The sequence below is a fragment of the Roseobacter sp. SK209-2-6 genome (genome assembly GCF_000169455.1).
GTDB lineage: Bacteria > Pseudomonadota > Alphaproteobacteria > Rhodobacterales > Rhodobacteraceae > Pseudophaeobacter.
Genome location: NZ_AAYC01000020.1, coordinates 20,703 through 33,232, shown reverse-complemented (window position 1 = coordinate 33,232; position 12,530 = coordinate 20,703). Strand labels below are relative to the sequence as shown.

Here is a 12,530-nt window from a genome sequence, read left to right as displayed (position 1 = left end):
TCAACCAACGTACTCGGAGAAGCCATTCCAATTAAAGGTCTGGAAGCCCAAGAAAATCCCGATCCCTCTTCACTGTGATCCTGGCATGCAGGCGCTCCAACGTAGCCAGTCTCTTTGCCTCAGGCAGGTCCTTGAGCAGGGCAAGGACGGCAACGCCATAGAGGATCTTCCGGCGCGCGTCGGCCTTCCTCATGAGTTTTCTGCGCCGTGCTCCCAGATCTTTCACCCTGGCTTTTGCCTGGGCATTCTCCCTTTCCAATTTCTCCAGCTGCTTCGCATACGACATGATGGTCTCCTTTTTCCTTTCGAAGAGGAAATGAGGCCGGTGGGCATAGATCGCTCCTGAAAAAATTAAGAGCTTTGCCAGGCCGCCTCTCGGAGCGCCCCTTCGCACGCGTACATGTGCGTGCGCGCATTTACGCAAACCAAGTTTGCAGCGCGCCTGCCGCGGGCTTTTGGGGAGCGGAGATCGGTTCCGGGAACCATCTCTCTCCCATGTTGCATCCGGCGAGTTTCTTCAAAATCATAAACCACACCAGGGATGACGGGAAATCTTCCGTCAAAACGGCGGCTTATATCGCGCGCACCAGCTACCGTGATGAGCGCGTCGGCCGCCGGTACCGGGCTGGAAAAAAGGCGGGGCTTCTTTCGCATGAACTCATCAACTGGTCCGGCACCGAGGAGGAGCTTTGGAATGCCGCCGAGTTTGCCGAGAAGAAGGGAAACGCCAGGGTGGCGCGGGAACTGCGGCCTGGCCTGCCCGCCGACCTACCGGTCGACATGCAGATCCGCCTTGTTCGTGGGTACAGCCTCTGGCTGCGGGATCGTTACGGCGTGGCCGTGCAAGCTGACATCCATGCGCCGAGATTTCTTGATGAGAAGACCCAGAAGCTTCATGAAAAGGGGCAGTTGGGCTTGGGATGGGATGAGTATCTCGAGGCACTGTTCGATCCGAAGCAGACCAATCTCAATTTCCATGTCCACATGCTTCTCACCACACGAGAGGTTTGCCCTGAAACTGGCAAATTCGGTGGGAAAACCCGGATCCTTGATGGATCGAGCACCGGCCCACAGGAATTCCTGGAGATGCGACGAGAGTGGGAAAAACGTACAAATGCACTGCTCAAGGAGATTGGCTCCCATGTCCGGATAGACCTGCGTTCCTATGACGCAATGGCCGCTGCCGGTGACGCCCCGCACGGCCTCCAGGCCCAAGAGCATATGGGTCCGAAGCTGCACGCCCGCTCCCGCAAGCGGCTGGCTGAGACAGGAGAAGATGATACCCCCGCCGGTAAGCGCCGTCGGGCTCAGCGCGAGAGCAACAATACACTTTGGGAAGCTTGGGAGGTCGAGAGGGCCAGATGCCGTGAAGAGGCCCGAGAAGAGGCTGCCCGAATAGCTTCGGAGAGAGAAGCTGAACGCAAAGAAAAAGCCGACGCTGAAAAGCGCCGACTTCGAGGGGTCAAGACGGCTGAGGAGGCCGAGGCCGCTGTTGCAGCCGCCAATCAATTCGACAGCCTCAGGCTTGGGCCCGAGCTTGCTGCTGCGTTGGCTTGGGCTTCGGGGGAGCCGGACGAGACGTCTTCTTCACCTGGCTATTCTTCACCGGTCGATTTGGAGATTTGGGTGCCGCCTTCGCGGCCGCAACCGGAGCCTTTGCTGGAGCCGAAGGTTCAGCGGGTGCGTCGGAAGGGGCCTCCGCAGCGGTAACCTCTTCGGCTTCCTTTTCCAGTTCTTTGACCCTGTTTCTCATGAATTCCAACTCGCCAGACATGGCCTCGACCTTGTTCAGCAAGACAGGCTCCTGGTTCATGTGATCTCGCCGCGCCAAATCGGTCTGGCGCAGGTGTTCTTCCTGCAGTTCACGCACGATGCCGCCGAGAACGCTGGTGAATTCATCCCGAAACGCCGTCAACGCCGTTTCCAGGCGGGTTTCAACGTCGGTCGGGAGCACAGTTACTTGGACAGCTTCGGCGGATTTGTCTGCTGCATGGGCCTCCCAAACCTCCTGGAAGCGCGAGAGCTTGCCACGCTGCCCCATTTCCTTGAACACCTCCCAGGCCGAAACCGGACGGCCCAATTTCTTTTCCAGGGCCTGGCCAGCCTTGATGATATCTTCCTCGCTGAAGATTGCTTTGCGCATCGGATTCTCCTTTCATCATTGGATGCAGGAGGGAGGTGGGTCCGTCTGCCGAAACCGAAAAACAAACTTTCCAAACTTTTTTCGGGAAAGTTCAGAAGTTTGTTTGTCCGGAAAGTTCGCCAAGTAAATCAATAAGTTGGTCAGGTTTGTAAGCCGGCAATTAGGTAAATCGGTAAGTCGGAAGGTCAGGTAAGTCGGTTTGTCAAAATCATGATCGATACTCGGCCCCAGGGCATTGCCCGGAGCCGAAACAAGAATTCAGGACTGTTGCCCGGGAACTTCTTCTCCTGCCGCTCTTGCCTTGGCTTCTACAGATGACAAATTCCGGTGCCCCTTGTCAGTGACCAGGATGAGACGACGACCGCCGCCTGATTTGAAGAAGACATCCGGGTCCCAATTCGTGTCGGAATTCGAGATCAACACTTCCACTTTCATCACGCCAGGGTCTGCGATCCCTTCAATGACCCGGAACAGCAACGTGTCTCCCGTCATCTTTGAAGCTTTTCTGGCCGCCTGGAGCCATTTGTCCCGGGAACTTGCCCAGCGGGCGCTATCGGGTTCGGTTTTCCCGCCATCAGCGGAAGCTTGCTGGGAACCCTGCAATCGGAGTGTTTTCTTCTTTGCCATGGGAATCTGCTCCTGCCTGCCGACACCCGCGAGCTCAAATTTTGGAAAATCCTGCCTTCGATGCATAGACACCCGGGTGAGCAGCAGAAGATCTTCTCGCGTTCGACATTGCCCGACACAAGCAGTGTCCATGAGGGCGTATTTGCTTTTGCGGTTCACAGGATCGAAGTTCTTAACGGTGGCGGTCTCGATGAAGCGTTGGTGAAATTCACGCATTACGCCCCGGCCGTTGGACGTCACTGCGATGTTCTTGAGAACCTGTCTCAGCCCAGAGTCGGCCACAGCTGTCCTGAGGGGGCGGTTGCCTTTCTGGCTTGCCCAGCCAAGCTCTTCGCGCAGAAAGCTGGCGCGAACCAGCGCAGGCGTGTTCATGGCTCTCCATAAAGCATTGGTCTCACCATTCACGGCGAGGTCGGCATGCAGCAACATGCCATGCGCCAACTTCAGCGCATTGGCGCCGAGGTTGAGGGTTTCCAGTTTGCCCACAACTGCAGCAAGGACAATATATTTATGGGTCATGAGAAATCTCCTTGGACCGGTTTCGGTTCGAAGGAGATGGGTCCGGACCGAATTCCGCGGAAATCGAATTCGGACCCGCATCTTTCCCGGGTGGCGCCGCAGTGTTCACGATAGCAGCCGCATTTTTGTGGAAGGTTTCCGCAAATCTTGGAGTGAATTCTGCAGATTGCCGTGGAGAAATCCGCAACAACGGGAAAGATCGCCGCAATTCCTGATCTGCGGCGCATCCAAGTCACTGAAATACAAGAACATTCGGAGGGTAGAAGCGTGAAACCCTAAGAAACCCATAGAAACGCTGTGGGATCTGGTGATGTTTTGAGAGAGGCCCGTGCCTCCGGCAACCGATCAGGATTTTCCTGATCAGAATGACAGCCCAATGGGGTTTTCATGAATACGACTGTCTCGTGCTCGGCATCTGCTTTCCCGCTCATCGGGTTGAGAGCGTGAAGAGCAGACGCCAAGCGCCTCGAAGCCGGGATGAACACGGCACCCGCTGGCAGCAACCTCCCCTGCCAGCGTCTTGAGAGATCGCATGGTGCGATCTCACCCAATGGAGGGTTCAACATGGATGAACAAACGGTACGCGAGACGCATGAGATTGCCCTGAAGGCCATTCGTCATGGCCGCCTTCTGGCGCAAGAATGGCGGGAAGTCGGCCTCGTACCCCAGGGCACGATCAAGCCATTCGTTTTGGAGCTGTTGCACAGCCTCGGGGAGCGACATGGCCTCGAAGAAATGGATGAAGAGCGTATCGATCTCATCGGGGATCAAATCCGGCGGTTCACGAATGGATATCGGGAAGGTCTCGGCGACCGCGCTCTCGAAAGCGATGTCGAGACGGAGCACATTTTCGATGTCAAAGCCATCGATCTGATCAATCTCGCTTGGCGGTGGCGTCAATTTCGCAATGCGAAACGATCACTCGACGACAAGATCGCAGCGATCCGTGAAGCGGACCACCTGCTTTCACAGGTTTGAATTTTTACTTCCCCAAGTAGCTCGTCCAGTCGCCGACAGCTGTGGATTCAAACCTACAAACAAACTTTCTTTGTGAAATTTACATCGACCCAATTTTCCGGCTGCCGCTGATGGGCGCGGTGCAAAAATAAGGTTGAATAATGAACATTCCTGTACAGGCCAGAAAAGAGCAAATCTTGGCCTCTATTAGCTTTGTTTCAAGTCATGAGCTCGCCATCGCCGCAGGTTATGCGGGCGTTTGTGATGGGTTCCGGAATTGGTGTCATGAATATGGGATCACCCCTGTACCCGGACGCAAATCCCATTTCGACCCGAAACTGGTTCGACTTAGGTTGGACCAGATTCAGGGGCTTCAGGAGACGAAAGCCAATGAGCACACGGCGAATGCCGAGCCCGTAAGTCTCGTGGAACAAAGGAGGGCTCGTCGTGTCGCACGTTAAGCTTACCGGAATTCACCGGCCTAAAAAGAAGCTCTCAAGTGGGGAAGTTCGTACCTATCATTACGTTTATCGAGGTGGACCGCAATTCTGGAACAGCGCCTCGGGGATTAAAGTCGGTTCCCAGGAATACCTGGAGGCCTATATCTCGAAGTCCAAGCCCGGATCGATGAATGAAGCGTCTCAGCCTGAAAGCAGGAATGCCACTTCAGCTGTAATCCGCCGGTATAAGAACTCGGCGCATTTCAAGATTCTCGCACCACGAACCAAGGATGACTACGAAAAATACCTGGACTCATTGGAGGAGGAATTTGGGCCAGACCCGATCATGATGTTCGAAGAGAAGGAGGCGTTGTCCGAAATTCGTACATGGAAAGATCAATGGTCGCATTCGCCACGACAATATGACTACGCGACCAGCATTGTGACCAGGCTGCTGAATTGGGCAAAGGCTGAGGACACTTCGATCGTAACGCATTTCCATATGGATATTGCGCGCATCTATAAATCGAAGCGAGCGCATTTGGTTTGGCTGCCGGAAGAAATTCAAGCGCTCAAGGATGTTGCCAATGAGCGGGAGACACGCATCGTTGTTGCGGCTTCCGAAGGAGGGCTTACCCCTCAGGATATTGGCTTGCTGAAGCGGGAGCATGTTCAAAGAACCCCCAAAGGTCGGCGCCTGTTCTTCAAGCGGACGAAGACGGGTAATCCAGTAGCAATTCCGGTGACGCCGGCGTTGGCCGAGCTGATCGACAACACGCCGAAAGGCCAGGAATACCTGGTGGTTTCGCTGGAGGGGCATAGGCTGCAGCCGGAACGTGCATCCGGCATTGTGCGGGATCTCAGGAACCGGGTGAACGCTCTGGCCAAAGATGATCCAGCCAAATATTCGATCCGGGATGAGCTCCACCTTTACGATATGCGTGGAACGGCAGCGACCGAGCTTCTGCGTGCGGGGTGCTCTTTGGAGGAGATTGCTATCACCATGGGGTGGGGGCTTCGCCACGCATCGAACATCATCGAAAAGTATGTGGCCTTGGTTCCTGAAAAGTCGGATGAGGTTCTGCGCAAGCTTGCAGAAGCAAGGAAGAAATCAGGAATCGCAGGCTGATTTTGGGTTTGTTCAATGAAAGCTTGCCTGGAAGCTCGTGGCGGTCAATTCGACATGTGCATCAAGGGGAGGACTCAATTCGAACGCCCTCGGTTCCCGTGAGAAATTCCAGAGCCTGAATAGGGTCCAGCTGTCGCGGTTGTTTTCTGCGACCGCCAACTCATTTCTGGAGACATGAAACGGCGTGCGTTCCCAGCCGTTGGTCGTCTTCACTTCGATCAGGCGAGCGCTCCCTTCGGGCGTAAAGCTCGAAATGTCGTACCCGGCGCCATCACCATCTTCCTGGCTGACCCATCGCACCTTTTTGGCGAGGTCTTGTCGGCCCGCACTGTTCAGTATCGCGCGTTCATGATGCAGAACACGCTCTTCGCCAGCCTTGCCCAGAGACCTGTTCCTCTCATCCCGCCCAGCGACATCGAATCTCCGCGCGACAGCTTGCATTTGCTCCAGCTCATCAGGGGGCGGTGTGTTCTGCATAGTCGGCGGTGTGCTGATCCAGATTGTACCAGGAGCCTCCGACAATCCAGTTGCAGCGGTGGGTTTTCTGGCAATCCACTCTCCGCGCTGCTGCAGATGCCGGGCTACTGCATCCACCAGAGACATCTGGAAATTGAAGGCGGGTTTATAGCCATTGATCCAGGTTTCACCCAAGCCCTTGAGGACGGCCGAGATGTTCTGATGTTTGAATTCAATCGAGCCTTTGGATCGACCGATCAACTCCTGCAATGCGCGGTTATGGGCTGCCTTGTTGTATCTGTTGCCCCCCAACTCATCAGAAAGCATGGAAAAGTAGTCTGCCACGATGGCATCGTTTTCCAGATCTGACCATTCCTCACCGCTCATGGAGCCAGGCTATGCAGAAGGCGTGCATATGTCATCCTCTTTGTCGGCAGATTGTGATGTCCTACAGACTAAGTTCTCGAGTTCTCATGGAAGAGGATAGTATTTGCATCAATCACTTCGAACGAAATGGTGTCACTTTCGTTGAAATGACGCTGAAACCATTGCGCAATTGCCCGGTTGTTTCCAACAATTCGGACGCCACCAGACCTGTTGGCGGTTCGATTGATGCGTGACCCCACATCTTTCCACGCATCGCTGAATTTCACCAGGATGGGTTCACCGTCATCACCAAGGTGTTCGCTTGCCTCGACGCCGACATTGACAATTCCTTTCGTGAAATAGGTTCTCGCCAACGTGAATGGAAAGCGGCCGCTGCCTTTTGGGCTTCTCGTATGAGTTGGCGTTACCGCAGGTGGATGTTCTTCGGCAGCTTCGCGTTCCTCGGTCTCGGAAATTGCCCCACCCCGGTCGCCGCCATTCCATGGTGGATTGATCGTTCTGATAAGAGAATCCTCTAATCCTGCCGCGAGATTGATTTCAAAATCGCCGTAGCGAAAATGGGTGATTGGGACAAACCCAAGAATTCGAACTGACAGTCCCCTGGCAAGTAGCTGTTTTATTTTATTGTTACACCTGATGTTGGTGCGTTGGCGCTTTCCTGGACGACGATAGCCTTGAAATCGTTTGTGAAGGCTCCGGGTTGTCTTGCCAATATAGAGGATGTTTTCGTTCTGCAGGAAAGCATACAGAGCATTTGGTTCCCTCATCAATGCTTGGACGACACGCTCGGTATCGGAGGGAATTTGGTAGGAAAGCTCATCCTCAACGGTGGTCCATTCTCCGACTTCAATGAAGCCGATTCCAAGCAAATCTTCAGAAGAAAAATCCGGCACAACGCCTCCAGTTTTGAACTGATCATGATCGCAAATTAGTTGCCTGAATCCGGGTCAGGTCCTTCGATCAAGCTGGCATTTGGAGGTGATTGTGTAAACCGGCCTGTAAACCAGAACACCTTGAAGAGTATAAATGAGATGTAAGTCATTGAAATTAAATGGAGGCGAGTACCGGACTCCAGTGGATTTTTCTATATATTTGTTTTTTAATATAAAATTATTGATCTTAGTGTCGGTTGTAGTGTCCGTAATTTTGAGTGTCACCAGAAGTGTGGGGTCGTTCTATATGTTCTAAACAAATGATGCCGGTCTTGTTGGATGTAAGATGCTAGGACGCGCAAGCTGCGGACTGTTCGGGGCAACAGAAGTTTGGCGCGGTGTTGACGGGGGCAATACTGATTGTTTGACAGTTTGTTAGGATAAAGGCTATACATTGTGAGTGCCTTGTCCGGTGGGAAGCTCATAACCGTAACTACTGAGTTAGTCGTGTTAGAGGGGACCGCAAAGGTGTCGCGCCAGTCATGATCAAAAGGCTGTGTAGCCGCACCCGGCGATCAGTTACCGAGTAACTGAATCCGTGGCGAAAACTCAGACGAAATTCAAGCTAGGGGTAAGTACATTACCTCTAGCTTATTTCTTAGGTAATAGGTGGTCGTTTGGGAAAATGTTGATGTAAGTACGATTTTCGCTCTTTATCAACCGAGTGCTCCCATCGCTGTCACGAAGCTCGCGCTGGATGGTTGGTGATTTTGTGGCCGAAACTTCAAAGTGAAACCCCGGAAATAGCGCAACACCGTATCTAAATCGCCCGCAGGCAAAGCTTTTAGCAGTTGCTCCAGTGGGGTGTGCGATTCCATGCAGTGCTTCATCTTTCGCGGGGCTAAAAACAAGCGACCCCTCATCGACGAATCCCTCATGTTCATTGCTTTTTAGCTCGAAATATCGATGCTTGAAGGACTTAATTTTTTTCTTTAATTGAGCTTCGTTTAGCTCGTTGTACCAATATTTTTTCAAATCCTTTGTCAGCTTCGATTTGAAGTTTCTAAGGGGTATCGTTAGCGGGGCGGATTTTCTCTGCGCATACGTTGCTCCAGAAACAGTGTGTAGCAGTGGCAAAATGCCGTTGATGCGTTTTTCAATGAATTCTCGTGTTTGCAGTACTTTGTCGACATATTCCCTTGGCACCACTTCAACCCACGCACTGTGACCGAATTTGGACCAAACAGTCTCGAACTCGCCAGGCTCTTGCGGTTCATAAAACCACACAGTCATTCTTGCGGTTTCCTCACAGCTTCTGCCATCGGAGAGTTCTTGGTGCAGACCCTCAAGGGCCTTAGCTACCGAAATCGCGTTGACACCGGTTTTCTTCTTTCCCATTGCGGGGCAAATCACCGTCGCACCCTGAACACGTTTTTGAATTTTCGTAAGTTCAGAAGACAGCGCAGGACCAGCGCCAACAAAAATAATGAAATGCTCTGTGGTCACTGCTGCTTGGCAATTCTCATTAAAATGTCAAGTGGAATGTTGATGCGGGCGAGGTCACTCTCGGGCATCCCATCGAACGCATCAATCAGAGAGGACAAACGTCCTTCAGTCTTGCCAGAATTCCGGCTGCCTTTTTGAGGGCGAAGGAACAGTTTTCTGTCGGCGCTGTTTTTCCTGAGCCATTCTTCGATGGCACTATTGGTAGCTATGACTTTTTCAGCGCCAGATGCGTCTTGGTCAACTGCTGTTAAATCGTCGTGAGTGATTATGTAAGTTGCTTCGCTCTTTGTAACTTTTTCGTTTTCAGTGTCTAGAATGTCCATCTCGCCATCGGATTTTAAGTTGACGACGCGCACCTTGCCGACTTCAATTTCTCGGAAAAAGCTATTCCAAAATTCTTGATTGTAGATTGGTAGTTTCTCAGCGGAAGCGATTTTGCTTGGGGATTTGAAGAGTGAGCTTGGATCATCTGGCACACTAACCGAGAGCGGAACCGCACCAATTTTTTGAAATACGTTTGGAAACTGAACTACGTGAACAAGATAGTTTTGGCGTAGATACTCGCGCAGTCCTTCTCCTAGAACCTCTGTGCTCTCGGGAACGTTTTTCTTCAACTCAAAGCCAAGAGTACTGAGCATGCAGACTTTCCGCGTTCTGTCCCAGTGGTCCTGAACCGTTTGCACGATGAAGTCCTTGGTCTTCTCTTCGGCGGTTTCTGGTGTTGTCATATTCTGTGGAGCCTACAGTTAAATGCTCTGTGTCACTAGCGTGTAAGTCGGAGCCAAGTGTTGATCTTTTTTGCATTGTTAGGCCAATCGACACGTGTTGAAAACCCGCTTTCCCCGCTTGCCATGGTGTAGTGTCATGCGGGGCGCGTATCTTGCGGCGGACAGAAGTGGCGCGTCCAAATCTAAAGGATCGATATTCGTATTCATGTGAGACAATCCCAATGCCTCACGAGTTTTCTGACAATGTGCTCCCAGCGATCTTATCAAAAACGGTCGTTCATGCCTCTCGAAACCGCATTAGTCAAAACACTGAAATCAAAGAACTTAACGATTCTCGAAACTCATTCTCGTAACTTGATTTGTCACATGGTATCTTAGTGATGAGTTTTAAGAATCGATGGAGGTGCAATGCGGATCGGATACGCGAGGGTTTCAACAGGTGGCCAGAACTTGGATGGGCAGATCGATCGCCTACGAGATGCTGGCTGTGATCGCATATTCGAAGAGGTCGCGTCTGGGGCCAAAGCGGATCGGCCTGTACTGGAAGAAGCCCTGAGCTACTGTCGCACTGGCGATACCTTCGTTTGCCTTAGCTTGAGCCGGGTAGCACGGTCAGTTCAGCATCTCATCCAAATCGTTGCAGACTTCGAAGAGCGCGGAATCGGCTTCATGTCGTTGACCGAGACCATTGATACAACCACGCCAGCGGGGCGGATGCTGTTCACGGTCATGGCGGCCTGTTCACAGATGGAGAGGGACCTCCTTATCGAGCGCACCAATATTGGGTTGAAAGCAGCAAGGAAGCGCGGCCGTTTGGGTGGTCGCCCCAAGAAGATGAATCAAGTTCAGATCGCATCGGCCAAAGAGATGTTCGCCAAGGACGTTCCCGCCGCCGAAATTGCGTCTGCGTTCGGAGTTTCTGTCCCAACTTTGTACCGAACCATTCCTGCAAGCAGTCGATGAACAAATTTTGTTTTCGGTTGCGATCTCGTTGATCATCCGGCGGCATCCGTAGCGTGACGCGGTTAGATCAGCAAAGGCTTGCTGCCCACTCTTACTGACACCGCCTCCGTTGGTACGAAATCAGGCTGCCTGCGTAACGTGTTTGTGTCGAGGTGCTCCGGTCAGTGCTTCAGTTAAAACCAAGTGAAGCTCATCTTCATGGGTGTTCAAATCACGCTGTAGTTTCGCTATTCGATCAGCAACGTTTGGTGTCATTTTCGACAGCAATCCGGTTTTGGACACTTTTCTCATCGGTTTTCCTTTCTCACTCAATCCTATTTAGGGGCAGAGCGGAAAACTGGTCCGTTGATTAGGGTGGTTTGCGGACGTTAAGCGGTGCAGCTAGGTGTGACAGAAGCGGATCGACGAGGCCCCTTATTTCTATATCCTTGGTCGGATTTCGAAACAGTCCACCGTTACCAATAAAGATAGAAATGAAATAATGATCATCAGATGGGGCCGCATAAGTGCATTTACTGCCTGAGACGTCGCGAAGACAGTCTGCGTCATCCACGTCCACAGAAGTTGCCGTGGTTATACCTTTACGAGTTTGGTTTCGTTGTCCTCGGTCTTTGTAGGTTCCGTATGTGATTCGCCGTGATTGACGGGGCCATGTTAGACGAAGGCGAGCGAGATGCTGGAACGCCGCCACGTTGTCATTTTCTTGATCACCATCAGGTAACGCCAGTTCCGTTTTCTCCATGGCCGCATATTCGCCCCATCCCTTCAGTCCCCCTACCTCAAAGCCGTCGGCTGTGTTGTCCAAGTCGTACCGCTTGGAGAATGCAACCCGGTTAGACCCTGGGTAGAAACCACGCATTCGTTTCGCGATGTCATGCTTGCCCAACAGTGGATGCCAAATGATTCCGTGGCCATGAAACTTCATCCAGAAATCGCCATCTTTGATGTCGGGGTTCACGTGTCGTTCTGGATAGCCCAACCGTGACTTCGGGCCAGTGCAGACTGCGACATCCAGTGTTATGCGAACGATTGCGTCGGGCATGTGCTGATCCAAGAAGTAGCGAAACTCACGCTGAACTGATGCCTTGGTCAGTTTGGGATCAAAGTCCTTGGTGCAAATCCGGAAGTTGATGGTGAAGGCATGGAGATTGTCCGTATCGAACTCCATAAAAGGCGCAAGAAGCCAGTCGCCCCCACGGTTGCGATAGTTGGTCTTAGCACCGCGACCCGTGTTCCTGTTGGTGTAGTTTTTGCTGTCTTGCCCGAGGTGGGTATTCTCTGACCCACCACCGGCGCAGTGATCACACATGGGTAGATTGCAGGGGCGTGATGGTTTGCAGGCATCTAGTTTTGCGACCCATGCTTCGAACTCAGGCATGGTGCGAAGTATGTCTCGCTCGGCTTTCCGTTTGCCATCCATGTTCATTGTATTGGCCAACCGGCTGTTCAGCCGTGTTCTGTGTAATCCCCTCATCCTGTCGCCTTTCTTGGTGCGACAGGTATTTAGTCGGACAGTTGTATGACCCACGCAGGTTCTCAGTCAGTCGAACCTGCGCAGGACAATGATCCCACCTGCTAAATACCGATGGAGGACATTTTCATGAGAAAGAAGACATCGTTTCGCGGGATTGAAGAGGAAGCGTTGGACAAGCTGCGTGAACTACGCGAAGTCGAGCAGCGTTTTGTCGGGGCAATCCTTTCAGATGCGATCAGCCAGTATTGGATGGACGTTTTTGAAGAGGAGGAATGCAATGACACGGTCCAGTGAGGTTTGGCCATTCCCATGGTGCAATCCGCGATCCG

At 52.5% G+C, this 12,530-nt stretch carries 12 protein-coding genes and 1 pseudogene; 5 read left to right on the top strand and 8 right to left on the bottom strand.

Annotated elements, in window-relative coordinates:
• Nucleotides 1-31 precede the first annotated feature (31 nt).
• Nucleotides 32-394, bottom strand: a complete 363-nt coding sequence (locus RSK20926_RS20945) for a hypothetical protein (protein ID WP_008209845.1) — start codon at nucleotides 392-394, stop codon at nucleotides 32-34.
• Nucleotides 395-495: 101 nt separating this feature from the next.
• Between RSK20926_RS20945 and RSK20926_RS23295 the strand changes: the two are divergent.
• Nucleotides 496-1,191 (top strand): annotated as a pseudogene (locus tag RSK20926_RS23295) (MobA/MobL family protein); the annotation flags it as partial.
• Between the two features lie 328 nt (nucleotides 1,192-1,519).
• Here the strand turns inward: RSK20926_RS23295 and RSK20926_RS23290 are convergent.
• Complete coding sequence (locus RSK20926_RS23290; protein ID WP_037256186.1) at nucleotides 1,520-2,143, bottom strand: hypothetical protein; 624 nt, start codon at nucleotides 2,141-2,143, stop codon at nucleotides 1,520-1,522.
• A 258-nt stretch (nucleotides 2,144-2,401) separates the two neighbouring features.
• Entirely contained in the window at nucleotides 2,402-3,289 is an 888-nt protein-coding gene (locus RSK20926_RS20930; RefSeq protein ID WP_008209842.1) for a hypothetical protein, read from the bottom strand.
• A 564-nt stretch (nucleotides 3,290-3,853) separates the two neighbouring features.
• On the opposite strand from RSK20926_RS20930, the gene RSK20926_RS20920 reads away from it, so the two are divergent.
• Together RSK20926_RS20920 and RSK20926_RS20910 are read left to right on the top strand one after the other, a co-directional pair.
• The gene (locus tag RSK20926_RS20920) at nucleotides 3,854-4,267 is read left to right on the top strand and encodes a hypothetical protein (protein WP_157133207.1); all 414 of its coding nucleotides are present in this window, start codon (nucleotides 3,854-3,856) and stop codon (nucleotides 4,265-4,267) included.
• A gap of 426 nt (nucleotides 4,268-4,693) precedes the next feature.
• Nucleotides 4,694-5,815, top strand: a complete 1,122-nt coding sequence (locus RSK20926_RS20910) for a tyrosine-type recombinase/integrase (RefSeq protein ID WP_157133206.1) — start codon at nucleotides 4,694-4,696, stop codon at nucleotides 5,813-5,815.
• 12 nt (nucleotides 5,816-5,827) lie between these two features.
• On the opposite strand, the gene RSK20926_RS20905 is transcribed toward RSK20926_RS20910, so the two are convergent.
• The 4 genes from RSK20926_RS20905 to RSK20926_RS20890 form a co-directional block, all read right to left on the bottom strand.
• Nucleotides 5,828-6,658, bottom strand: coding sequence for a DUF3883 domain-containing protein (locus RSK20926_RS20905; protein WP_008209835.1), 831 nt, complete (start codon nucleotides 6,656-6,658; stop codon nucleotides 5,828-5,830).
• 68 nt (nucleotides 6,659-6,726) lie between these two features.
• Entirely contained in the window at nucleotides 6,727-7,551 is an 825-nt protein-coding gene (locus RSK20926_RS20900) for a GIY-YIG nuclease family protein (RefSeq protein WP_008209834.1), read from the bottom strand.
• A gap of 630 nt (nucleotides 7,552-8,181) precedes the next feature.
• Nucleotides 8,182-9,036, bottom strand: a complete 855-nt coding sequence (locus RSK20926_RS20895; RefSeq protein ID WP_008209833.1) for a hypothetical protein — start codon at nucleotides 9,034-9,036, stop codon at nucleotides 8,182-8,184.
• On the bottom strand, nucleotides 9,033-9,764 hold the full coding sequence (locus tag RSK20926_RS20890; protein WP_008209832.1) for a hypothetical protein: 732 nt from the start codon (nucleotides 9,762-9,764) through the stop codon (nucleotides 9,033-9,035). The genes RSK20926_RS20895 and RSK20926_RS20890 overlap by 4 nt, the downstream gene beginning before the upstream one ends.
• Before the next feature lie 408 nt (nucleotides 9,765-10,172).
• On the opposite strand from RSK20926_RS20890, the gene RSK20926_RS20885 reads away from it, so the two are divergent.
• On the top strand, nucleotides 10,173-10,727 hold the full coding sequence (locus RSK20926_RS20885) for a recombinase family protein (protein WP_008209831.1): 555 nt from the start codon (nucleotides 10,173-10,175) through the stop codon (nucleotides 10,725-10,727).
• 349 nt (nucleotides 10,728-11,076) lie between these two features.
• On the opposite strand, the gene RSK20926_RS20880 is transcribed toward RSK20926_RS20885, so the two are convergent.
• Nucleotides 11,077-12,153 (bottom strand): hypothetical protein, encoded by a 1,077-nt coding sequence (locus RSK20926_RS20880; protein ID WP_008209830.1) that lies wholly within the window; start codon nucleotides 12,151-12,153, stop codon nucleotides 11,077-11,079.
• 174 nt (nucleotides 12,154-12,327) lie between these two features.
• Between RSK20926_RS20880 and RSK20926_RS20875 the strand changes: the two genes are divergently transcribed.
• Nucleotides 12,328-12,495, top strand: a complete 168-nt coding sequence (locus RSK20926_RS20875) for a hypothetical protein (RefSeq protein WP_157133205.1) — start codon at nucleotides 12,328-12,330, stop codon at nucleotides 12,493-12,495.
• The last annotated feature ends 35 nt before the right edge of the window (nucleotides 12,496-12,530 follow it).